This window comes from Streptomyces agglomeratus (assembly GCF_001746415.1).
Taxonomy (GTDB): domain Bacteria; phylum Actinomycetota; class Actinomycetes; order Streptomycetales; family Streptomycetaceae; genus Streptomyces; species Streptomyces agglomeratus.
In genome coordinates, this window is sequence record NZ_MEHJ01000001.1 from 3,536,378 (window position 1) to 3,558,791 (window position 22,414).

Below are 22,414 nucleotides of genomic sequence, written 5' to 3' on the forward strand. Positions count from 1 at the left end.
AACGGGTCAGCCGATCGCCCGCGCCGCTATCCGCAGATCGGACACCAGGCCCTCGTACGCCGCCTCGCGGTCGTCGGCGCGCAGCACGGCGGAGGGGTGGATGGTGGCCAGCACGCTCTCCCCGCGCCCCTCGAAGGGGAGCAGCATCCCGCGCTGCTCGGTGACCCGGAAGGAGGAGCCGAGCAGCGCCTTCCCGGCGGTCGCGCCCAGGACGACGATGATCTCCGGGTCGACCACGCGCAGTTCGGCGTCGAGCCACGGCTTGCAGGCGGTCATCTCGCGCAGGTTGGGGGCCTTGTGGATGCGGCGCTTGCCGCGCTCCGGGACGACCTCGAACTTGAAGTGCTTGACGGCGTTGGTGACGTACGTGTCGTCCGGGTCGATCCCCGCCTCGTCCAGGGCCCGCGTCAGCACCTTGCCCGCGGGGCCGACGAACGGCCGGCCCTGCCGGTCCTCCTGGTCCCCGGGCTGCTCGCCGAGCAGCAGGACCCGGGCGTGGGCGTTGCCGGCGCCGAAGACGGTCCGGGTCGCGTCCCGGTGCAGCGGGCAGCCGCGGCAGCCGGCCGCGGCCTCGCGCAGTCCGGGGAGACCGGCACGGCCGCCGGGGAGGAAGGGCTCGGCGGTGTACGCGTCCTCGGGCGCCCCGCTGCCGCTTCCGGCAGGACCCGCGCTGCGACTGGCCATGCGGCCCGGGTACCCGCCGGACCGCCGGCCCACACCCCACAAATCACCACAAACGGACGCAGGGGCGCCCGTGCGGTGTCAGACGCGCATCGCCTGCGGCGACTCGCGGCGGTCGGCCTCCGGGCCCGGGTACTCGCGGATGATCTCGTACCGGGTATTGCGCTCCACCGGGCGGAACCCTGCGTCCCGGATCAGCTCCAGCAGGTCCTCGCGGCCCAGCTTGTTCGGCGTGCCGTAGTTGTCCGCGTCGTGCGTGATCTTGTACTCGACGACCGAGCCGTCCATGTCGTCCGCGCCGTGCTGGAGCGCGAGCTGCGAGGTCTGCACGCCGTGCATGACCCAGAAGACCTTGACGTGCGGCACGTTGTCGAACAGCAGCCGCGAGACCGCGAACGTCTTCAGCACGTCGACGCCGCTCGCCATCGTCGTACGGGCCTGAAGGCGGTTGCGGATCTTGCCGTCCTTCATGTCCTCGAAGTCGTGCTGGTAGCGCAGCGGGATGAAGACCTGGAAACCGCCGGTCTCGTCCTGGAGCTCGCGCAGCCGCAGCACGTGGTCCACGCGGTGGCGCGGCTCCTCGATGTGCCCGTACAGCATGGTCGAGGGGGTCTTGAGGCCCTTCTCGTGCGCCAGGCGGTGGATCCGCGACCAGTCCTCCCAGTGGGTGCGGTGGTCCACGATGTGCTGGCGGACCTCCCAGTCGAAGATCTCCGCGCCGCCGCCGGTCAGCGACTCCAGACCGGCCTCGATCAGCTCGTCCAGGATCTCGGAGGCCGGCATGCCGGAGATCGTCTCGAAGTGGTGGATCTCGGTCGCCGTGAACGCCTTCAGCGAGACGTTCGGCAGCGCCTTCTTCAGCTCGCTCAGCGACCGCGGGTAGTAGCGCCACGGGAGGCTGGGGTGCAGGCCGTTGACGATGTGCAGCTCGGTGAGGTTCTCGTTCTCCATCGCCTTGGCGAGCTTGACGGCTTCCTCGATGCGCATCGTGTACGCGTCCTTCTCGCCCGGCTTGCGCTGGAACGAGCAGTACGCGCACGACGCGGTGCACACGTTCGTCATGTTGAGGTGACGGTTGACGTTGAAGTGGACGACGTCGCCGTTCTTGCGCGTACGCACCTCATGGGCGAGGCCGCCCAGCCAGGCCAGGTCGTCGGACTCGTAGAGGGCGATGCCGTCCTCGCGGGTCAGCCGCTCCCCGGCCCGGACCTTCTGCTCCAGCTCGCGCTTCAGCCCCGCGTCCATGTACGGCCGCCTCCCATATGTCTACGTAAAACAGGCTCCACCCAAGGTACGCCTAGCCCTCTTCGGGCAGTTCCCCGACCCGGTTCTCCCACTTCGTGGAGAGCACGATCGTCGTCCGCGTCCGCGAGACGCCCCGCGTGCCGGACAGCCGGCGGATCGTCTTCTCCAGGCCGTCGACGTCACCCGCCCGGATCTTGAGCATGTACGAGTCGTCGCCCGCGATGAACCAGCAGTCCTCGATCTCCGCCAGATCGCGCAGCCTGCGGGCCACGTCCTCGTGGTCCGCCGCGTCCGACAGCGAGATGCCGATCAGGGCGGTGACGCCGAGACCCAGCGACTTGGCGTCGACCGTGGCGCGGTAGCCGGTGATGACACCCGCCGCCTCCAGACGGTTGATGCGGTCGGTGACGCTGGGGCCCGAGAGGCCGACGAGCCGCCCGAGTTCGGCGTACGACGCCCTGCCGTTCTCCCTGAGAGCCTGGATGAGCTGCCTGTCCACGGCGTCCATATGCCTGAAGCCTTCCATTGTTCAGCGATACCGCGAGTTTATGTGTGCCATCAAAGGCGCGCAGGGCTCAACGCCCCGCGAAGTCTTGCAGACGATCAAGGTCGGCGTACGGGCCCGCCCGCTAGTCCTCGCGGGAGCCGCCGATCTCTCCCTCCCAGCGGCGGTACAGGCGGTGCGGCACCCCGGCCGCGTCCAGCACCCGCCCGGCGACGAAGTCCACCAGATCCTGGATGTGCGTCGCCCCCGCGTAGAACGCCGGGGAGGCCGGCAGCACCACGGCGCCCGCCTCGTCCAGCGCCACCATGTGCCTGAGGGTCTGGCCGCTCAGCGGCGTCTCGCGCACGGCCACCACGAGCGGGCGCCGCTCCTTGAGCGTCACGCTCGCCACCCGTTGCAGCAGGTCCTTCGACAGCCCCAGCGCGACCCCGGCCACGCTCGCCGTCGACGCCGGGACGATCAGCATCCCCTTGGCCGGGTACGAGCCCGAGGACGGCCCGGCGGCGAGATCCCCGGCCGCCCAGTACCGCACGTCGCCGACGTCGGCCGTGAACGTGCCGGGCTTCCCGTCCGCGCCGCGCGCCAGCCAGGTGCGCAGGTCCTCCTGCCAGTGCGCGTCCCGGAACGCGATCCCGGTCTCGTCCAGCAGAGTCAGCCGCGAGGCCCGGCTGACCACCAGGTCCACGCTCTCCCCCGCGTCCCGCAGGCCGCGCAGCACGGCGGCGGCGTACGGCGTGCCGGACGCGCCGGAGACACCGACGACCCAGGGGCGGCGCGGCGACTGCGGCTGCCGCCCCGGCTGCTGACTGCGTGCATGTCCTGACTCCACGTGCCCGACCTTATCCGGGCGGCCGGGAGCGGAACCGAGTCAGGTGCCCGGGACGTTCCACTGACAGGCCGTATACCGGCCGTACGCACCGCAGGGGGATGCCATGCCACCGACCGACGTGGACCAGGGCCGCGGCCGGAGCCGTCCGGCCCGGACCGCCGCCGTACTGATGCTCGGCTGGGTCGCGCTGCTGTGGGTGCTGGAGGCGCTGGACACCGCGACCGGAGCGCTGCACACGTACGGGCTGAGCCCGCGCGAGGTGGGCGAGCTGCGCGACGTGCTGCCGATGTCGTTCCTGCACCACGGCTTCGACCACCTCGCCTCGAACACCGTGCCGCTGCTGATCCTCGGCTTCCTGGCCGCCCTGGGCGGGATACGCCGCTTCGCGGGCGTGGTCCTCACGATCATGCTCGTGGGCGGTCTCGGGGTCTGGCTCACCGCCCCCGAGTACTCCGTCACGGCGGGCGCGTCGGTCGTCGTGTTCGGCCTGCTCGGCTACCTGCTGGTCCGCGGCTTCGTCGACCGCAGCACGCGCGACATCGTGATCGGCCTGCTGGTCGCGGTGTTCTACGGCTCGCTGCTGTGGGGCGTCCTGCCGACGAACACCGCCGTCAGCTGGCAGGGCCACCTGTTCGGACTGATCGGCGGCGTGCTCGCCGCCTTCCTCTTCCGGCGCCGGGCACCCGTCCTCACACCGTGAGGCCGCGCACCAGCAGGTCCATCAGCGCGCACGCGAACAGCGCTATCCCGATGAAGCCGTTCGTCGAGAAGAACGCCCGGTTGAGGCGGGACAGGTCGTGCGGCTTCACGATCGTGTGCTCGTAGAGGAAGGCCACGGTCACGACCACCAGACCGGCCCAGAAGAACACCCCCGCGCCGGTGGCCAGCGCGTACCAGACCAGCAGCGCCGTCGTCACCGCGTGGCACGCCCGCGCGCCGTACAGCGCGGCCGGGACGCCGAAGCGCGCCGGCACGGACTTCACGCCGTGCGCGCGGTCCGCCTCGACGTCCTGGCTGCCGAAGATCAGGTCGAAGCCGCCGATCCAGATACCGACCGCGAGGCCGAGGATCACCGCGTCCCAGGACCACTCCCCCGTGATCGCCAGCCAGGCGCCGACGGGGCCCATGGCCTGGGCGAGGCCCAGAATCGCGTGCGGGAAGTTCGTGAAGCGCTTCCCGTACGGGTAGACCACCATCGGGACGACGGCGATCGGCGCCAGCGCCAGGCACAGCGGGTTCAGCGCGGCCGCCGCGCCGAGGAATATGACGACGGCGATCAGCGCGCCGGTCCACGCCGACCTGACCGAGACCGCGCCGGTGACGAGCTCGCGGTTGGCGGTGCGGGGGTTACGGGCGTCGAGCTCGCGGTCGATGATCCGGTTGCACGCCATGGCGAACGTACGCAGCCCGACCATGGCGACCGTGACGAGCAGCAGCTTGCCCCAGTGGATGTTCCGGTCCAGCTGGAACATGGCGGTGAGCGCGGCGATGTACGCGAAGGGCAGCGCGAAGACCGAGTGCTCGATCATCACGAGCCGCAGGAACGCCTTCGTCCTGCCGGGCCGGGGGAACGCGGCGGAAGCGCTGCTCACAGGCCGTACTCCTTCCAGCGGCGGTCGACCTTCGCCGCCGTAGCCGGGTCGGACTCGACCATGTCCGGCCAGCCGCCGTCCCGGGTGTAGCCCTCCTCGGGCAGCTTCTTCGTGGCGTCGATGCCCGCCTTGCCGCCCCAGAACTGCTGGTACGACGCGTGGTCGAGGTGGTCGACGGGCCCCTCGACGACCGTCAGGTCGCGGGAGTAGTCGGTGTTGCCGAGCGCCCGCCACGACACCTCGTGCAGGTCGTGGACGTCGCAGTCCTTGTCGACCACGATGATCAGTTTGGTCAGCGACATCATGTGCGCGCCCCAGACGGCGTGCATGACCTTCTGGGCGTGCTTCGGGTACTTCTTGTCGATCGAGACGATCGCGCAGTTGTGGAAGCCGCCGGACTCGGGCAGGTGGTAGTCCACGATGTCCGGGACGATGATCTTCAGCAGCGGCAGGAAGAAGCGCTCCGTGGCCCGCCCCAGCGGCCCGTCCTCCGTCGGCGGACGGCCGACGACGATCGACTGGAGCAGCGGGCGCTTGCGCATGGTCACGCAGTCGACGGTCAGCGCGGGGAACGGTTCCTGCGGGGTGTAGAAGCCGGTGTGGTCGCCGAAGGGGCCCTCCGGCAGCGTCTCGCCCGGCTCCAGCCAGCCCTCGACGACGACCTCGGCGTTCGCCGGGACCTGGAGCGGCACGGTCTTGCAGTCGACCATCTCGACCCGCTTGCCCTGCACGAAGCCGGCGAAGAGGTACTCGTCGATGTCGCCGGGCAGCGGGGCGGTGGAGGCGTACGTCACGGCCGGCGGGCAGCCGAAGGCGATCGCGACCGGCAGCCGCTCGCCCCGCTGCGCGGCGACGGCGTAGTGGTTGCGGCTGTCCTTGTGGATCTGCCAGTGCATGCCGATGGTGCGCTTGTCGTGGCGCTGGAGGCGGTAGAGGCCGAGGTTGCGGACCCCGGTCTCCGGGTGCTTGGTGTGGGTCAGGCCGAGGTTGAAGAACGACCCGCCGTCCTTGGGCCAGGTGAACAGGGCAGGCAGCATGTCGAGGTCGACGTCGTCGCCCGTCAGGACGACCTCCTGCACGGGGGCGCTGTCGCCCTTGACCTTCTTGGGCGGCACGTGGGCCATCGCCCCGAGTTTGCCGAACGCCTCCCGCACGCCGACGAAACCCTGCGGCAGCTCGGGCTTGAGAAGGCCGCCGATCTTGTCGCTGATCTCGGCGTACGACTTCAGCCCGAGGGCCTTGAGCAGCCGGCGGTCCGTCCCGAAGACATTCATCGCCAGGGGCATGGCGGAGCCCTTGACGTTCTCGAAGAGAAGCGCCGGGCCCCCCGCCTTGTTCACCCGGTCGACGATCTCCCCGACCTCCAGGTAGGGATCGACTTCGGCCTTGATGCGCTTGAGGTCGCCCTCGCGCTCCAGCGCCCGGAGCAGGGAGCGAAGATCGTCGTAAGCCATGCGGTCCAGTATCCGGTACGCACTACGCTTGGCCCGTCACCGGGGCCGCCCACCGCGCCCCGCGGTCCGCGCTCTGGGAGCTTGCCCTCATGCTCAGGTATCTGCCGTTCCTGCTGGTTCTGGCGCTGTGGATCTACGCTTTCATCGACTGCCTGAACACCCCGGAGGAAGAGGTCCGCCATCTTCCCAAGGTGGTCTGGGTGATCATCGTGCTGCTCTTCGGCGAGGTGCTGATCGGCCCTGTCGCCTGGCTGGCGGTCGGCAAGGTGCGCAAGGGCGCACGGGGTGGGAGCACGCCCTCCGAATGGCACCGCAAGCACAAGCGGGAGTGGGTGGCCCCGGACGACAACCCCGACTTCCTCAAGTCCCTCAAGGACGAGAACGCCCGGGACGAGTCGGTGATGAAGGACTGGGAAGCGGACCTGCGCCGCCGCGAGGAGGAGCTCAAGCGGCGCGAGGACGGCAACCCCGAGGACCCGACGCCTCCCAAGTCCTGACCCGCCGCTTCGAGGGTTGTCTGCTCAGGGAGGCCGCCGGGTCGCCGTGCGTCAGCGGGCGAAGACGTCGGCGAACTTGCGTCCCTCGACGACCGGGTAGCCGAAGTCCGTCGCGTTGAAGGAGGCCGCGTCCGTCGCGGTCAGGCCCGAGGCCGTACCGCGCAGCACCCATGCCGCCCCGTCGTCGTAACCGTTGGGCAGGACGTCCTCCCCGAACGCGCCGACCGCCAGATCGGCGCGGCCGTTGCCGTTGATGTCGCGCAGGCGCAGCGAGGACCCGAAGTGGTCGCCCGCCTCGGCGGCGCCGGGCACGCCGGTCGTGGCCTGGTGGAAGGACTGGGCGCCGCTCGTGGAAAGACCGCTCGCGCTGCCCTTCAGGAGCACCACGTTGCCGACGTTGCGGCGGTCGTTCACGTCCTCGTACGAGGCGCCGACCGCGAGGTCCGCGTAGCCGTCGCCGGTCGCGTCGCCCACCGCGACGGCGGCGCCGAAGGAGTCGAACTCCTCGTTGGCGCCGGGCACGCCGGGACTGTTCTGGGTGTAGGTGGTGCCGGCGGCGGGCAGGCCCGCTGCCCTGCCGTACCGCACGGTGAACGAACCGCCCAGCCCGACAGCGGTGTTGCCGGTGACCAGGTCGTCGAATCCGTCGCCGTTGATGTCGCCCCGCGAGACGGCTGGCTCCCAGGCGGTGCTGCCCGCGGTGGCGCCTTCGGCGAGAACCGAGTAGGCGGAGCCGAGGTCGCCGGAACCGCCGCGCAGCAGGCCCACATAGCTGGTGGTGCTGTTCGTGTCGATGCGCTGGCCGTGCAGGACGTAGTCGCTGCTGCCGGTGCTGGAGAAGTTGCCGCCGACGACCCCGTAGAGGCGCACGTTGGCGGGGAGGAGGTTCACCTTCGGCGCGAGCGCGCCGTCCTGGGTGACGTTCCCGTCCTCGTACCACCAGAAGGAGTTGCTGCCGACGACCACGAGGTTGGCGTCGCCGTCGCCGTCGAGGTCGGTGAAGGAGGTGCCCTCCCCGAACGCGTGGGCCTCGGCGGTGGGCGCGGTGAGCATCTGAGCGCCGGTGGCGAACGGCTTGGCCCCGCCCCGGACGATGGTCACGGAGCCGGTCGGCCTGTCCGTGATCCGCTCCCCGGGTGCGCCGATGATCAGGTCGGCGTAGCCGTCGCCGTCGACGTCGCCGCTGGTGACGTTGTCACCGAACTTGTCCTCGGACTCCGAGGTCCCGGGGATGCCCGGCGTGTTCTGGGTGATGCTCACCGAGCGGGCGGGGCTGACGCCCGAGGCCGAGCCGAAGACGACGGTGACCGTGCCGCCGCTCGCCTTCGGCGTGCCTATCGCGAGGTCTCGGTAGCCGTCCCCGTTGAAGTCGTCCGGCAGACCGGACGGAGCCGCGGCGGCGGGCACGCCCAGCCCGGCGACTGCGAGGACGGCGGCTGTGACGACGGCCAGGGTACGTACGCGCAAGGTGGTGCTCCTGTCTGGGGAACCGACGCCGGTTCGCAGCTTCGGTGTCATATGACACGCGTGGTGGACGAAGGGTTGTACGCGGTGGAAGACCAGGTGAACGGCCTCGGCGGGGGGTGGGCACGGGGCATGGGCGGCCTGTCCCGTACCTCTGGAAAGCTCCCCACGACGTCTTGGGGAACAACGCCGGGCCGGGGGCCCGCCGCCCCGGCCGGCAAAACAACCCGCCCGGGAGTCGAATACCCGTGCACATATCAACTCACGTTAAGTAAGCTGGAGTTGACGTAGCGACACATGTTGCTGGTGCGGGGGGCACTGTGGACAGAGAGCTGTTCGGCCGCGAGGCAGTCCTCGACGGTCTCGCGCCACGGCTCATCGGCCTGCCTCCGCGCGGATTCCAGAAGGTGCCCTTCGAGCACCGCGACGACCTGCCCGCCGTGGTCCTCGCGGGCGGCCGCGGAATGGGCAAGACCGCCGTACTCAAGCGCCTGCACACCGGCTACAAGCAGCGCACGCCCGTCGCCCTCATCGACTGCGAGCGCCCGCAGTTCGCGGAACGCCCCGCCCAGCACGCGCCGTCCTGGTCGCCCGTCACCGAGGCCCTCGCCGAGCTCGGCGAACAGCTCGCGCCGCCCGTGCACGGCGCCGGGGCCGTGGAGTTCCCGCGGCTGGCCGCCGGCCTCCTCGCCGTGGCGAGCCTCGGCTGGCAGCCGCACGATGACGAGAACATCCTCGCCGAGGGCCTCCGGCTCGGCCTGCTGGTCGAGCCCGGCTCCCGCTGGCGCAACCAGACCCGCACCTGGCTAACGAAGGTCGTCGCCAAGTTCGCCGCCATGGCCTCGGGTGTGGGGCCGGGGCTCGACGTGGTCGTCGAGACCACCGTGGAGTCCCTGCTGGACGACCTGTTCAACCGGAGCCAGCGCTCCTCCGCCGACTGGTACGGGAACTACCCCGGCGCGGGCGGCAAGGCCAAGCGCGGCCTGACGCTGCTGGCGCTGCACTTCCGGCGCGGCAGTGAGCACCGGGTACGGGCCGAGCGTCACCTCGTCGGCGCGCTGCGGGCCGACCTGGACGCCGCCTACCAGGGAATGGGGCGGCTGCGCCGGGTGGGCCGCCCCGTACTCCTGATCGACAACGCGCAGGCGCCGCTCGGCCGCCGGCTCGTCGAGCCCGTACTCCGCGACCGCGCCGACGGCAAGCACGACCACGTGGTGCTCATCGCCGCCCTGCGCGGCCACGACCACCCCGCGCTGCGTCACGCCGTACGCCGGGCCCTCCCCGAGGTCCGGCACGAACTGGGCTGGCGGCGCGGCGGGGAGATCGCCTCCGGCGCCGTGATCGTCGGACTGACCCCGCTCGAACCCGAACACGTCCGCCAGTTCTTCGACCTGACCGACCCCCGCCAGCGCACCCGGCCCCGGCTGGCCCGCGCCGTGCACCGGCTGACCGGCGGGAGACCCGTGGGCGTCGACCTCCTCGCGCGGGCGGCCGGCCAGGACGAGCACCCGGAACGGTTCACGCCCGCCTCGCTGCTCGCCGCGCCCGTCACCCTCCGCGAGGACCGGGAGGGACAGGAGGTGGCGGCGGAGCTGCTCGCGCGGCTGGTGCCGCCGTCCCGGCTCGACTGGCTCACCGTGCTCGCCCCCGCGCACGACGTGCCGTCGGCGGAGGCACTGGCCGCATCACGGCTGCCGGGCGAGGAGGGGCGTACGGGACTGGCCGCCGTACGCGACGTACGTACGCTGCTCGCCGACGAGCACTGGCCCTCGGACCCGGCTCACCTGGTGGGCGACCCCTTCCTGCGCACGCTGCTGCTGCACCGGCTGCGCCACGGCGACCACGATGCGGGCCGGTGGCGGGCGGTGCACGAGACGCTGCGCGGCTATTACGCGGACCGCAGCGCCCCCCGCCGCCTCCACCACGAGCTGGCGCTGGGCGTCACCGAGGGCGCGGTGACGTATCTGCGGGAGACCTTCGCGCTCGCGGACGCCCGCGTCTGGCTGGACGAGCTGCGTTTCATCGCGTCGGCGCCGCACTTCGACGATCCGGACGTACGGCGCCAGGTGGCCCTCGGCGGCGGCGACCCGTCGGCCGCGCCGCCCGGCGTGGACACCGCGCTCCACCTGCGCATCCGCCGACTGCTGTTCGCGGTGTGGCAGCTGACCGATCCGCTGGCCCTTCCGGACGACGAGGTGACCGAGAAGATGGGGTACGAGCTCGGGCTTCTTTCGGAGCTGCACAGCTCCGGCAACGAAGTCCTCTGGCAGGCTTCCCGCTCCTGGCCGCAGGCCGTGCGCGAGTGGCGCGATCCGGGCCACCGGAGCGGGGGCGGGTCATGACGGACTGGTGGAGACGGGTCTTCTGGTTCACGCCCCTGCGCAAAGGACTCACCGTGCTGCTGGCGGTCGCGGTGGTCGCCGGTCTCACGTACGGGGGCTACCGCGCAGCCAATCCGGACCTGTCCTGCGCGGACGGCGTGGCCCGCCCCGAGGAGGGCGCGGAGTGCGTGGGGGTCTCCGGGGACGGCTACGCCTTCGAGGTCGCGGCACTGAAGGACGTCGCCCGTGCCATCGACCGGGAGAACGACAGTCTGAAGGCCGGCGAGTACGCGACCGTGGCGGTGATGCTGCCGATCACCTCGACCGACAGCGGGATGAGCACCAAGGTCCTCCACGAGCTCCAGGGTGCGTTCGTGCAGCAGTACGCGGCCAATCACGACTCCAACGAGCAGGTGCCCAAGATCCGGCTCGTGCTCGCCAACACCGGCAAGGGCAACCAGCACTGGCGCACGACCGTGGGGCGGCTCAAGGAGATGGTGGACGGGCCCGACCACCTGCGGGCCGTCTCCGGGGTCGCCACCAGCAGCGCCGAGACCAAGGCCGCCGTCAAGGAGCTGACCGGCGCCGGCATACCCGTGATCGGGACCACGATCACCGCCGACGACATCGCCAACGGGCCCGGCGCGGACCCGTACCCCGGTCTCGCCCGCGTCTCGCCGACCAACCGCGACGAGGCCCGGGCCATCGCCCACTTCGGCGAGGTCGAGGCCAGGAAGGCCGTACTGGTCCAGGACACGCGACCCGGCGACCACTACACGGCCACCCTCAAGAAGGCTTTCGCCGACCTGCTCGACGACGCCCCGTACGAGCCGCAGCTGTTCACCTCCCCGCCCGACCCCACGGAGGAAGGCACCACCGCCAACACCTTCCGCCAGATCGCCCTGCTGCTGTGCGGCACCCGCGACGCGGACACGGTGTTCTTCGCCGGACGCCACACCCAGCTCCGGCAGTTCGTGAACGCGCTGGGCAAACGGGCTTGCCAGCACCGGAAGTTCACCGTACTGACCGGCGACGAGGGCTCCTACCTCGGCGCGGACGAACGGCTCGACAAGAGCGCGTTGGGCCGCAAGGTCGGCGTGCGGTACGCCTCGCTCGCCCACCCCGACGCGTGGAAGGAGCCCGGTGCCCCCAGGACGGGCGGCTCCCCGGCGGCGTACAAGGTGTTCACGGATCTGCTGGACAAGGCCGCCGACCCGGACATCGGGCCCATCGGCAGGACGTCGCTGCGGGACGGGCAGGCGATCATCGCGTACGACGCCATGGCCACGGCCGTGCGGGGCATCCGGGAGGCGACCGTCGAGAAGCTGCCGGAGATCGGCGACGTCGTCACGCAGTGGCCGCAGATGAAGGGGCCGCTGAAGGTGGAGGGCGCGAGCGGCTGGATCTGTCTGGACAACCACGGCAACCCGTACAACAAGGCGGTGCCGATCGTGGAGCTCGCGCGGGACGGCAGCCAGCGGTTCGTACAGATCGCGTGGCCCGAGGGGAAGGCCCCGGCTCAGGACTGTCTGCCGCCGGGTGACTCGTAGGCGGCGTACAGCTCCCGGTAGCGGTCCAGGGTCCAGGCCGACCAGTCCTGGCGGCCGTCGAGGAACTCGACGAGGTACTCCAGGTGCTGGTGCCAGCCCGCGAGGCGGCTCAGCCGCTCGGCCTCGCCGGACACGGCCACCTCGTTGGTGAAGCGCAGCACCGTGCCGTTCGTCTGCCCGTCCGGCGCCAGGTGGAAGCGGATCCGGTCGTGGACGGTGACGGTGTACTCGGCGACGTGCTCGACGTCCCAGGCGGTGACCGTGCCCTCGGCGACCGTGCCCTCGCCGCCCGTGGTCCCGTCGGCCGTGCTCTCGCCGCTGTCGTCGCTGTTGAGCCACCGCAGGGTGACGGCCCCGCCCAGCCGCGGCTCCAGCGGCTCGGCGGCCGCGAGCCACCCGCGCAGACCTGCGGGGGTGGCGACGGCGGGCCAGACGCGGTGCACCGGGTGCGCCAGGTGCAGCGTGAACCGGAGCACGTCCGTGTGTGCGTGGTGCTCGCAGGTGCCGGGACCGATCACATCCGCCATGGGTCCAGCCTCACCCCGCGGGCGGGCTCCCGCACCCGCTGGGGCGGGAGCCCGCGGTGCGGTCAGACTCCGGCGTACGAGTGCTTGCCGGACAGGAAGATGTTCACGCCGTAGTAGTTCCACAGCCAGCAGCCGAACGCGAAGAGCGCCAGGTACGCGGCCTTGCGGCCCTTCCAGCCGGCCGTCGCGCGGGCGTGCAGGTAGCAGGCGTACGCGACCCACGTGATGAAGGACCAGACCTCCTTGGGGTCCCAGCCCCAGTACCGGCCCCAGGCGTCGCCCGCCCAGATCGCTCCCGCGATGATCGTGAACGTCCACAGCGGGAAGACGGCGGCGTTCACGCGGTACGCGAACTTGTCGAGCGAGGCGGCCGACGGGAGGCGCTCCAGGACCGAGGCCGCGAAGGCGCCCGGCTCGCCGCCGCGCGCGAGCTTCGCCTCGTACGCGTCGCGGAAGAGGTAGAGCAGGGTGCCGACCGCGCCGAGGTAGAACACCGCGCCGCAGAAGATCGCGGTGGAGACGTGGATCCACAGCCAGTACGAGTCGAGGGCCGGGACGAGCTGGTCGCTGTCGGTGTAGAGCCACTTGGTGGCGATGCCGAGGTCCAGCAGGACGGTGGTGACCAGCGGCAGACCGGCCCAGCGGACGTTCTTCCCCGCGGCCAGGATCGCGAGGAACACGCCGACGACCACCGTGGAGAAGGTGATCGAGAACTCGTACATGTTGCCCCACGGCGCACGCTGCACCGACAGTGCGCGGGCGACCACGCCACCGGCCTCGACGAGGAAGGCGAGCGAGGTGAGGGAGATGGCGATGCGTCCGTACAGGTCGCCCTTCTCGGTGCCGCCCGACGCGCCGGGGCCGTCCGGCACGTCACGCGTCCCGGCCGCGGAGCGGGTGACGACCTTCGGCTTGTCGAGGACCGTCGTGGAGCCGCCGGAGCGGACCGTGACCGCGGGAGCCGCGGCGGACGTGTCCCGCGCGGTCAGCGCGGCGGCCGTGCGGCCGACCTTGCTGCGGCTGCCGAAGACCCATTCGGCGATGAACGCGAGGAAGGCCAGTGTGTAGACGGCCATCGACGAATAGATCAGCACATTGCTGATGTTGGCGAGGTTCTCGTTGGTTGCGGCCGCGAGATTCACGCGCGGACTCCTTCGACAGGTTCAGCGGGATCAGGTGCCGTCGGCGCCTGTGAATTGAGCGTTGCGGCCAGGTCGGCCAGTTCCTCGGGGAGCTTCGAGGATTCGCTGCGGCCGAGTCCGGCCATCTCGACGACGGTGACGCCGTCCTCGCCCCGTACGGCCCGGACCCAGATCCGGCGGCGCTGGATGAACAGCGATCCGGCGAGGCCCGCGATCGCGGCGATGGCGCCCAAGAGCGCGGGCACGTTGCCCGGCTGCTGCGAGATCTGGAAAGTCGCCCACTCCTGCACGCCCTTCTCGAACGTGATGGAGCCCGCGCCGTCCGGCAGCTTCATGGTCTCGCCGGGCAGAAGCCGCTGCTTGAGCAGGGCGCCCTTGTCGTCCTTGAACTCCTTCAGCTTGCGCTTGTCGAGCTGGTAGACGTTCTGCGGCAGGCCGGCGTTCACGCCCAGGCTGCCGTGGTACGCGTTGAGCGCCAGGACGGGGAAGTCGAGACCCGGGTACTGCGAGAGCATCGTTCCCTTGCCCGCGCCCGCGAACGTCGGCACGAAGAACGCCTGGAATCCCAGCTGGTCCTTCTTGCCGTTCTTGTCGCGGTAGCCGTCCATGACCTTGATCGCGCCGGACGAGGTGACGTTGGAGTCCATGGGCAGCAGCGGCACGGCGTCCTTGAAGACCACCTTGCCCCTGCCGTCCCTGACCGTGACCACCGGTGCGTAGCCGTGCCCGATGAGGTAGACCTTCGAGCCGTCGACCTCCAGCGGCCGGTTGACCTCGATCACGGTCTTCTTCTCGGCGCCGTCCGCCCCCTTGGCGTAGGTCACATGAGCCTCGTACGTACGGGGCGTGCCGCGCTGCGGCCCGCTGCGCTCGTACGTCCCGACGAACTTGTCGAGCTTGAAGCTGAAGGGCGCCAGGTCGTGGTCCCGGTCGAAGAGCGACCCGGACTTGAAGTCGTCGTACTGCGTGAGCGTGTTGGCGAAGCCGCCGCCCTCTACGACCAGCTTGCCGCCCTCGGACTTGAAGAGCTGCCCGGTGGCGAAGGACACCAGCATCACGATGAGCGCGATGTGGAACATCAGGTTCCCGGCCTCGCGCAGATAGCCCTTCTCGGCGGCGACCGCGTCCCCCGCGGTGTGCGACCGGAAGCGGCGCTGCTTCAGCATCGCCAGCGCGGCCTCGCGGACCTGCTCGGGGTCCGTCTCCGTACGCCAGGTCGTGTACGCCGGGAGCCGTGTCAGGCGGCCGGGCGCGCCCGGCGGGCGGCTGCGGAGCTGGCCGACGAACTGCCACGTGCGGGGCACGATGCAGCCGATGAGCGAGACGAACAGCAAGATGTAGATCGCGGAGAACCACACCGAGCTGTAGACGTCGAAGAGCCCGAGGTCGTCGTAGATCGGCGCGAGCGTCTCGTGCGCCGCCCTGAACTCCTCGACCTTCGTCTCGTCGACGCCGGTCTGCGGGACGAGAGACCCGGGGATCGCGCCCAGGGACAACAGGAAGAGGAGGATCAGCGCGACCCGCATCGACGTGAGCTGCCGCCAGAACCAGCGCGACCAGCCCGTCGTCTCGCGCCAGACCCAGGTGATCCGCCCGGCCGCGCCGGGCCGCATCACGCCGCCGAAGGAGCCGGGGACCGCCCGCTCCTGGGGGGCGGTGGAGAGCTGGGCGCCGGCTGCGCCGAGCTCCTGCTCGTCAGTCTCGGCGGCCGCGTCCGCCGCGGCCGCCTCGTCGGTCGTCTCCGTCTTGCTCATGGAACTCAGATCCCCACCGTGAAGCCTTGGGTCCAGCCCTGCATGTCCTGAATGATGCCGTTCCAGATGCCTGTCACGAGCAGGATGCCGGTCGCGATCATCATCATTCCGCCGATGCGCATCACCCAGACGTAGCGCTTCTTGACCCAGGCGAACGCGCCGAGCGCCCGCCGGAACGCCATGGCGGCGACCACGAAGGGCACACCCAGGCCGAGGCAGTACGCGACGGTCAGTACGGCCCCGCGCCCCGCGCTCCCGTCATTGAGGGCGAGCGTCTGGACGGCGCCGAGCGTCGGACCGGTGCAGGGCGCCCAGCCGATGCCGAAGAGAGCGCCGAGTACGGGCGCTCCCGCCAGTCCGGCCGCCGGCCGCTTGTGGAAGCGGAACTCGCGCTGCGTGATCCAGGGCATCAGCCCCATGAAGAAGGCGCCCATGAGGATCATCAGCCCGCCGAGCACCATGGAGAGCGTCTCCTGGTGCTCCTGGAGCGTCGAACCGAAGTAACCGAAGAGCGCCCCGGTCGACGTGAAGACGGCCGTGAAACCCAGCACGAAGAGTGACGCGCCCGCGACCATGCGGCCACGCTTGGCGTCCGCGAGGTCGGTGCCGCTGATTCCGGTGACGTACGACAGGTAGCCGGGTACGAGCGGGAGCACGCAGGGCGAGAAGAACGAGACGAGACCTGCGGCGAGGGCGATCGGCAGAGCGAGTATCAGGGCACCGCTCAGAACCGTCGGGTTGTGGTCGGCGACCGCGGCGGCGAGAAGACTCACGCGATCACTTCTCCGTGATCAACGGGTCGATCATCTGGCGCAGCTTCTTGTCGTTGACGCCGCCCACATAGCGCGCCGCGAGCTTGCCTTCACGGTCGATCACGATCGTCGACGGAACGAGCGTCGGATTCAGGCTGCCCTTGGGAAAACGGAGAAGCAGCTTGCCGATCGGATCGTAGAGGCTGGGATAGTCGACGCCCCACTCCTCTTCGAACTCGAGCGCGGGACCCCTGGAGTTGTCACGGGTGTTGATCCCGACGAACTCCACTCCCTTGTCCTTGGTCTCCTTGGCGACCTTCGCGAAATGCGGCGCCTCCGCCCGGCAGGGCGTGCACCACGATCCCCAGACGTTCATGACGACGACCTTGCCCTTGAGGTCCCGGACGTCGAGCTTCTTGCCTTCGAGGGTCTTGCCGTCGAGCTTGGGAGCCGGTTGGCGTTCCGCCCTGGCGACCGTGGAGATGCCACTGTCACCGGTCACGAAGTTGGCACCGCCCGAGCCCGACGACGTACCGCCGTCGCCCCCGCACGCCGAGAGCGCGAGTGCGCCCGCGATCGCGACGGCGCCCGCCGACATGGCGCGGCGGGTGCGGTTCGAGCGGCGGCGGGGGGCACGGCTGAGGCTCATGTGAAAAGTTTCGCATGGGCGTTCCAGTGATCTTCCGCGCCCCCCATGGTGCCCGTAAAGCCCCTTGTCAAGACGCCTTAAGGAAAGACTTCCAGCCACCTGCCGGGGACTGTCCGACTTCGAGCGACCGGAGCTTCGCGAGCACCTGCGGGTCCTGTACGTCGAGCCAGTCGCAGAACTGCCGGAACGACACCAGGCGAACGTCTTTCTTGCCCGCCATGCCCTTGAGCGCTTCCTCGACGGCGTCCATGTAGATTCCGCCGTTCCACTGCTCAAAGTGGTTGCCTATGTAGAAGGGCGCGCGATTGCTTTCGTACGCCCGGTGGAAACCCGCGAGATAAGCCTCGGTGGCCTGTTTCTTCCAGCCGGGGTAGCGCGAGGGAACGCCCTGGGTGGAATTCTTCGACTGGTTGGCGAGGATGTTGTAGTCCATCGACAGCACCTCGAAGGAATGACCGGGGAACGGCATGGCCTGGAGCGGCAGGTCCCACAGGCCGCCCCGCTTGACGGGCCACATCTGGCGGCCGCCGGGCGAGCTGGCGTCGTAGCGCCAGCCGAGCTTCTTCGCCGTCGGGAGCAGATTGTCCTGGCCGAGGAGGCACGGGGTGCGGCCGCCGACGAGTTCCTTCTCGTAGTCGAAGGGCAGCGGGTCGAGGTCGGTCCAGCCGCTGTTGGTCTTCCACTGCGTGACGAACGACTTGGCCTGCGCGGTCTCGTTCTCCCACTGGGCGGGGGTCCAGTTGCCCACGGTGCCGGAGCCGGCGCAGAAGTGGCCGTTGAAGTGGGTGCCTATCTCGTGGCCCTCCAGCCACGCCTGACGGACGTACTTCAGCGTGTCCTTGATGTGGTCGTCGGTCAGGTAGCCGATGTCGGAGGCGCCGACGGGATTGTTCGGCGGCTTGTAGAGGCTCTTCTTCGACTCGGGCAGGAGGTAGAGCCCGGAGAGGAAGAACGTCATCGCCGCGTCGTGGTCCTCGGCGAGCTTGAGGAAGCGCGGGAACAGGCCGTTGCCGACCTCGCCGGCCCCGTCCCAGGAGAAGATCACGAACTGTGGCGGGGTCTCGCTCGGCTCGAGGGGGACGGGCTTGTCCGGCTGGTTCGGCTGCTTGCCGGTGTCGGCCGTCGAGCCGTCGCCTATCAGCCGTACGTCGTCACCGCTCTTGGCGGGCGACGGCGTTCCGGCGCCACCGCCCTTGCCACCGGAGCCCGGCCCCGTGGAACCGGGAAGGCCGCAGCCGGCCAGGCCGACCGCGGCCGCCGCTCCCAGTCCCAGTCCGAGCAGACCCCTTCGACTCATGTCCCGCATACCGTCGCCCCATCCGCGCTTGTCGTCCCCGTTGACGTCCGCCGGTCATACAAACGGACATCGGGTAAGAGGCGGTGGTGCGGAACCGGGTTGCGGCGAACCGGCACATTTTTGCCGGCTGTGGCCGGATCGGGACAGAGATTTACGCGCCGAATGCCTTCGCTTTGCCCTTCACGGGCTTGGCACCGGCCAGCAGGTGTGCCGGCACGAGATCGCGGGCCGGCTCGCTGTAGCCGACGGACACGATCTTGTCGCCCTCGAAGGTGAACGACGTGAGCGAGGCGAGCGTGCACTGCCGCTTGCGCGGGTCGTGCCACAGCCGCCGCCGCTCGACGAAGCTGCGCAGCGTCCAGATCGGCAGCTGATGGCTGACGGCGACCGCCTCGTGCCCGCGCGCGGCGTCGCGCGCGGCGTTCAGCGCGCTCATCATCCGTACGACCTGCTCGATGTACGGCTCACCCCACGACGGCTGGAAGGGGTTCGTCAGGTGCTTCCAGTTCGAGGGCCTGCGCAGCGCGCCGTCGCCGACCCCGAACGTCTTGCCCTCGAAGACGTTGCCCGCCTCGATCAGCCGCTCGTCGGTGGCCAGATCGAGGCCGTGCGCCTTGGCGATCGGCGTCGCGGTCTCCTGGGCGCGCTCCAGCGGCGAGGAGACGACGTACGCGATGTCGCGCCCGGCGAGGTGCTCGGCGACCCGGTCGGCCATCTGCCGGCCCAGCTCCGAGAGGTGGTACCCGGAGCGGCGCCCGTACAGCACCCCGTCCGGATTGTGCACCTCGCCGTGGCGCACCACGTGGACGACGGTGGTCTCGCTGCTCATGCGGTCGCCTCCGCTGCGGCGCGGGCGGCGGCGGGCAGTGCGGCGGCGATGCGCTCGACGGCCCGCGCGTCGTGGGCGGTGGAGACGAACCAGGACTCGAAGGCGGACGGCGGGAGGTAGACGCCGTCGGCGAGCATCGAGTGGAAGAAGGCGTTGTAGCGGAAAGCTTCCTGCTTCCGCGCGTCGTCGTAGTCCCGTACCTCGTCGGCCGTGAAGAAGACGGAGAACATGTTGCTGGCCGACTGGAGCCGGTGCGCGACGCCTTCCTTGGTGAGCGCCCCGGTGACCAGCTCCTGGATCTCCCGCGACACCGCGTCGAGCAGGGCGTACGCCGGGTCGTCGAGCAGTCGCAGCTGCGCGAGGCCGGCGGCGGTCGCGACCGGGTTTCCGGACAGGGTGCCCGCCTGGTAGACGGGACCGGCCGGCGCGAGGTGCGCCATGACGTCCTTGCGGCCGCCGAACGCCGCGGCCGGGAAGCCGCCGCCCATGACCTTGCCGAAGGTCATGAGGTCGGGGGCGACGCCGTCGACGCCGTACCAGCCGGCCTTCGACGTACGGAAACCGGTCATCACCTCGTCGGAGATGTAGAGCGCGCCGTCGGCCCGGCACAGGGCCTTGAGCCCGGCGTTGAAGCCGTCGGCCGGCGGGACGACGCCCATGTTGCCCGGCGACGCCTCGGTGATCACGCACGCGATCTCGCCGGGGTGCGCGGCGAAGGCGGCCCGTACGGCGTCGAGGTCGTTGTACGGCAGGACGATCGTGTCGCCGGCCTGCGCGCCGGTCACGCCGGGCGTGTCGGGCAGCGCGAAGGTCGCGAGGCCCGATCCGGCGGCGGCGAGGAGCGCGTCCACGTGGCCGTGGTAGCAGCCGGCGAACTTCACGACCTTCGCGCGGCCGGTGAAACCGCGGGCGAGGCGGATGGCCGACATGGTCGCCTCGGTGCCGCTGGAGACGAGGCGTACCTGCTCGACCGGCGCGATGCGCGCGACGATCTCCTCGGCGAGCGCGACCTCGCCCTCGCCGGGCGTGCCGAAGGACGTGCCGCGGGCGACGGCCTCCTGAACAGCGGCGACGACCTCGGGGTGGGAGTGGCCGAGGATCATCGGCCCCCACGAGCACACGAGGTCGACGTACTCACGGCCGTCGGCATCGGTGAGGTACGGACCGGTACCGGACACCATGAACCGGGGCGTACCGCCCACGGCTCGGAATGCGCGGACCGGAGAGTTCACGCCGCCGGGCGTCACGAGGGACGCGCGGTCGAAAAGCGTCTGCGAAACTGGGGCGTCATAGGGGAAGCTCACACAAGCCATGGTGTCAGAGGCTCCGACGGTCTTGCGGACTGGTGTTTCACCGCACGGGCGTGGGGGAGGTCACTGACACGATGATCGGGTTGCGCGGCCGTGGCCGCGAGTGGTCGGGTGGAGATATGCATCGCGGTGGCGGAGTGGGCGAGGGGACCGACGACCTGGGTCCCGAGCGGGCCCAGCGCGGCCGGCATCGGCGTGAGCGCGAGCGGGAACGCGAGGCGAGGGCGGCGGACAAGCGCGAGGCGAACGCGAGCGCGAAGGCGGACACGGGAAACAGGAGTGGCCGGGTGGGGGTGACCTACAAGTACTTCGGCGCTCCGAATGGAGCCACCGCGGCCCGCGTGCCCATCTCGATGCGCCCGGAGGAGCTGGGCGGCGACGAGCTCGGCATGGGCGGCATGTTCACGAAGATCAAGCCGGAAACGGTGGCCGCGATGGTCCTGACCGGCATCGAGGGCATACCCCTGCACAAGGTCCCGCCGCTCGAACTGGTCGTACTCCACCCCGACTACGCGGTGGTCAAGCTCCCCATGACGGTCGTCGACCCGCTGCGCGGCATCGGCGAGGAGTCGGTGGGCGCGGCGGCCTTCATCTGGTCCACGGTCCCGGACCGCGGCGGCCCGCGCGACGCGTTCAACGTCTACCAGTTGCTGCACGAATGGCAGGACTTCAGCCACCGCCTGCACGAGGCGGGACATCAGCCGTACTGCTTGGTGTGGCCCTGACCCGCGCAGGACGGACCCGCCGCGCAGGGACCCGCCGGTCGGGACGGGAGTAGCCGGGCCGGTCATCGGGCGGGTGACTCCTCGATCAAAGGTCGGCCCGGCCGCGATCCGCATACGATCTTCAGAATTTACTTCGGCGTGCCGATGCAACGGGCATCGACGCTGAAGGAGGCCCGCCGTGGGCGACGTTCTGACGGCCCTCGCCATACCTGTCCTGTTGTGCGCGACCGGCATCTACGCGGCCTGTTCCCGCTGGTGGCGGCGGACGCATCCGGCCCCGCCGCCGTACGCGCCAAGCGCCGGCCGGTCGGCGGAACTCGACCTGATGGCGGTCACCGAGGGCATCATCCGCGAGTCCTGGGCCGAGCCGGACGCCCTCTACTACGCCGCGTCGGCGTCGCCGGACCGTCGGGTCGGATCGCGCCCATGACGCCGCATCGAACACGCCGGGCCTTCACCGGCCGGAAAGCCCTGGATGCGGCGTACGCCCCGATGGCATGCTGGCGGCGTGAACGGACCGGAGATCCACCTCAGCGTCGCCCCCGAACTGCACCTCTTCGTCGCGGCGGACCGGCGCGGCGGGCCCAAGGCTCTGACCACCGACGGAGCCTCGACGCTGGGCCATGTCGTCGAGTCGCTCGGCATCCCGCTCACCGAGGCGGGACGCCTGCTCGTCGACGGCCGCGAGGTCGCGGCGGCGCACATCCCGGCGGCGGGCGAGAGCGTCGAGGTGCTCGCCGTGCGACGCCCGCAGGAGGTCCCGGGAGCGCCGCTGCGCTTCCTCCTCGACGTCCACCTGGGCACGCTGGCGCGGCGGCTGCGGCTGCTGGGCATCGACGCGGCGTACTTCAGCGAGGACGTCGGCGACCCGGCCCTCGCCGCCTACTCCGCCCGCGACCGGCGGGTGCTGCTGTCCCGGGACCGGGGGCTGCTGCGGCGACGGGAGCTGTGGGCCGGCGCGTACGTCTACAGCGACCGGCCGAAGGAGCAGCTCGACGACGTGCTGAGCCGGTTCGCGCCCGCGCTCTCTCCGTGGACGCGGTGTGTCGCCTGCAACGGCGACCTCAAGGACGCCACCAAGGAGTCGGTGAGCGGTTTCCTGGAGGACGGCACGGAGCGCTCGTACGACGTATTCGCCCAGTGCACGGCGTGCCAACGCGTCTACTGGAACGGCGCGCACCACTCCAGCCTTCAGACGATCGTCGACGACGCCATGCGCACGCACGGCGGCGCGGAAGCACGTCAGCGGGCATCCTGACCGCCGGCCCGAGGGCGTACGGCAGGGTGCGAC

General features: G+C 70.6%; 22 protein-coding genes. 7 read left to right on the top strand and 15 right to left on the bottom strand.

Annotated elements, in window-relative coordinates:
- Nucleotides 1-6: 6 nt before the first annotated feature.
- The 4 genes from AS594_RS15190 to AS594_RS15205 form a co-directional block, all read right to left on the bottom strand.
- Nucleotides 7-684 (bottom strand): UdgX family uracil-DNA binding protein, encoded by a 678-nt coding sequence (locus AS594_RS15190; RefSeq protein WP_069930528.1) that lies wholly within the window; start codon nucleotides 682-684, stop codon nucleotides 7-9.
- Nucleotides 685-762: 78 nt separating this feature from the next.
- A complete protein-coding gene (mqnE, locus tag AS594_RS15195) occupies nucleotides 763-1,926 on the bottom strand; it encodes an aminofutalosine synthase MqnE (RefSeq protein WP_069927546.1) in 1,164 nt (387 codons plus the stop codon).
- 52 nt (nucleotides 1,927-1,978) lie between these two features.
- Complete coding sequence (locus tag AS594_RS15200; RefSeq protein ID WP_069927547.1) at nucleotides 1,979-2,434, bottom strand: Lrp/AsnC family transcriptional regulator; 456 nt, start codon at nucleotides 2,432-2,434, stop codon at nucleotides 1,979-1,981.
- A gap of 121 nt (nucleotides 2,435-2,555) precedes the next feature.
- Nucleotides 2,556-3,260, bottom strand: coding sequence for a UbiX family flavin prenyltransferase (locus AS594_RS15205; protein WP_069932851.1), 705 nt, complete (start codon nucleotides 3,258-3,260; stop codon nucleotides 2,556-2,558).
- Nucleotides 3,261-3,363: 103 nt separating this feature from the next.
- On the opposite strand from AS594_RS15205, the gene AS594_RS15210 reads away from it, so the two are divergent.
- On the top strand, nucleotides 3,364-3,960 hold the full coding sequence (locus AS594_RS15210) for a rhomboid family intramembrane serine protease (RefSeq protein WP_069927549.1): 597 nt from the start codon (nucleotides 3,364-3,366) through the stop codon (nucleotides 3,958-3,960).
- Here AS594_RS15210 and mqnP read toward each other — a convergent pair.
- Both mqnP and AS594_RS15220 read right to left on the bottom strand, forming a co-directional pair.
- Nucleotides 3,950-4,852 carry a menaquinone biosynthesis prenyltransferase MqnP gene (gene mqnP / locus AS594_RS15215; RefSeq protein ID WP_069927550.1) on the bottom strand — a complete coding sequence of 301 codons (903 nt, stop codon included), beginning with the start codon at nucleotides 4,850-4,852 and terminating at the stop codon, nucleotides 3,950-3,952. The two genes, AS594_RS15210 and mqnP, sit on opposite strands and share 11 nt — an antisense overlap.
- Nucleotides 4,849-6,306: a menaquinone biosynthesis decarboxylase gene (locus AS594_RS15220; protein WP_069932850.1), complete on the bottom strand. Its 1,458-nt coding sequence runs from the start codon at nucleotides 6,304-6,306 to the stop codon at nucleotides 4,849-4,851. The genes mqnP and AS594_RS15220 overlap by 4 nt, the downstream gene beginning before the upstream one ends.
- 89 nt (nucleotides 6,307-6,395) lie before the next feature.
- Between AS594_RS15220 and AS594_RS15225 the strand changes: the two genes are divergently transcribed.
- Nucleotides 6,396-6,803, top strand: coding sequence for a PLD nuclease N-terminal domain-containing protein (locus tag AS594_RS15225; protein ID WP_069927552.1), 408 nt, complete (start codon nucleotides 6,396-6,398; stop codon nucleotides 6,801-6,803).
- Nucleotides 6,804-6,854: 51 nt separating this feature from the next.
- Here the strand turns inward: AS594_RS15225 and AS594_RS15230 are convergent, their stop codons facing one another.
- Nucleotides 6,855-8,270, bottom strand: coding sequence for an FG-GAP-like repeat-containing protein (locus AS594_RS15230; protein ID WP_240509014.1), 1,416 nt, complete (start codon nucleotides 8,268-8,270; stop codon nucleotides 6,855-6,857).
- A 317-nt stretch (nucleotides 8,271-8,587) separates the two neighbouring features.
- On the opposite strand from AS594_RS15230, the gene AS594_RS15235 reads away from it, so the two are divergent.
- On the top strand, nucleotides 8,588-10,609 hold the full coding sequence (locus AS594_RS15235; protein WP_069927554.1) for a hypothetical protein: 2,022 nt from the start codon (nucleotides 8,588-8,590) through the stop codon (nucleotides 10,607-10,609).
- Nucleotides 10,606-12,138, top strand: a complete 1,533-nt coding sequence (locus tag AS594_RS15240) for an ABC transporter substrate-binding protein (RefSeq protein WP_069927555.1) — start codon at nucleotides 10,606-10,608, stop codon at nucleotides 12,136-12,138. The genes AS594_RS15235 and AS594_RS15240 overlap by 4 nt, the downstream gene beginning before the upstream one ends.
- On the opposite strand, the gene AS594_RS15245 is transcribed toward AS594_RS15240, so the two are convergent.
- The 8 genes from AS594_RS15245 to hemL all read right to left on the bottom strand — a co-directional run bounded on the left by AS594_RS15245 (nucleotide 12,108) and on the right by hemL (nucleotide 20,401).
- Nucleotides 12,108-12,665 (bottom strand): SRPBCC domain-containing protein, encoded by a 558-nt coding sequence (locus tag AS594_RS15245; RefSeq protein ID WP_069927556.1) that lies wholly within the window; start codon nucleotides 12,663-12,665, stop codon nucleotides 12,108-12,110. The genes AS594_RS15240 and AS594_RS15245 overlap by 31 nt on opposite strands.
- Before the next feature lie 62 nt (nucleotides 12,666-12,727).
- The gene (ccsB, locus tag AS594_RS15250; RefSeq protein ID WP_069927557.1) at nucleotides 12,728-13,807 is read right to left on the bottom strand and encodes a c-type cytochrome biogenesis protein CcsB; all 1,080 of its coding nucleotides are present in this window, start codon (nucleotides 13,805-13,807) and stop codon (nucleotides 12,728-12,730) included.
- The gene (gene resB / locus AS594_RS15255) at nucleotides 13,804-15,561 is read right to left on the bottom strand and encodes a cytochrome c biogenesis protein ResB (protein WP_069927558.1); all 1,758 of its coding nucleotides are present in this window, start codon (nucleotides 15,559-15,561) and stop codon (nucleotides 13,804-13,806) included. Before resB ends, ccsB begins: the two co-directional genes overlap by 4 nt.
- Before the next feature lie 5 nt (nucleotides 15,562-15,566).
- Nucleotides 15,567-16,334 carry a cytochrome c biogenesis CcdA family protein gene (locus tag AS594_RS15260; protein ID WP_069927559.1) on the bottom strand — a complete coding sequence of 256 codons (768 nt, stop codon included), beginning with the start codon at nucleotides 16,332-16,334 and terminating at the stop codon, nucleotides 15,567-15,569.
- Between the two features lie 4 nt (nucleotides 16,335-16,338).
- A complete protein-coding gene (locus AS594_RS15265) occupies nucleotides 16,339-16,962 on the bottom strand; it encodes a TlpA family protein disulfide reductase (protein ID WP_069927560.1) in 624 nt (207 codons plus the stop codon).
- A 67-nt stretch (nucleotides 16,963-17,029) separates the two neighbouring features.
- Entirely contained in the window at nucleotides 17,030-18,268 is a 1,239-nt protein-coding gene (locus AS594_RS15270; protein ID WP_069927561.1) for a polysaccharide deacetylase family protein, read from the bottom strand.
- A 142-nt stretch (nucleotides 18,269-18,410) separates the two neighbouring features.
- A complete protein-coding gene (locus tag AS594_RS15275) occupies nucleotides 18,411-19,088 on the bottom strand; it encodes a histidine phosphatase family protein (RefSeq protein WP_069927562.1) in 678 nt (225 codons plus the stop codon).
- On the bottom strand, nucleotides 19,085-20,401 hold the full coding sequence (gene hemL, locus AS594_RS15280) for a glutamate-1-semialdehyde 2,1-aminomutase (RefSeq protein WP_069927563.1): 1,317 nt from the start codon (nucleotides 20,399-20,401) through the stop codon (nucleotides 19,085-19,087). Before hemL ends, AS594_RS15275 begins: the two co-directional genes overlap by 4 nt.
- A gap of 116 nt (nucleotides 20,402-20,517) precedes the next feature.
- On the opposite strand from hemL, the gene AS594_RS15285 reads away from it, so the two are divergent.
- The 3 genes from AS594_RS15285 to AS594_RS15295 all read left to right on the top strand — a co-directional run bounded on the left by AS594_RS15285 (nucleotide 20,518) and on the right by AS594_RS15295 (nucleotide 22,381).
- On the top strand, nucleotides 20,518-21,123 hold the full coding sequence (locus tag AS594_RS15285; protein WP_079144584.1) for a hypothetical protein: 606 nt from the start codon (nucleotides 20,518-20,520) through the stop codon (nucleotides 21,121-21,123).
- Nucleotides 21,124-21,301: 178 nt separating this feature from the next.
- On the top strand, nucleotides 21,302-21,553 hold the full coding sequence (locus AS594_RS15290; protein ID WP_069927564.1) for a hypothetical protein: 252 nt from the start codon (nucleotides 21,302-21,304) through the stop codon (nucleotides 21,551-21,553).
- A gap of 78 nt (nucleotides 21,554-21,631) precedes the next feature.
- Nucleotides 21,632-22,381 carry a Mut7-C RNAse domain-containing protein gene (locus tag AS594_RS15295; RefSeq protein WP_069927565.1) on the top strand — a complete coding sequence of 250 codons (750 nt, stop codon included), beginning with the start codon at nucleotides 21,632-21,634 and terminating at the stop codon, nucleotides 22,379-22,381.
- Nucleotides 22,382-22,414 lie beyond the last annotated feature (33 nt).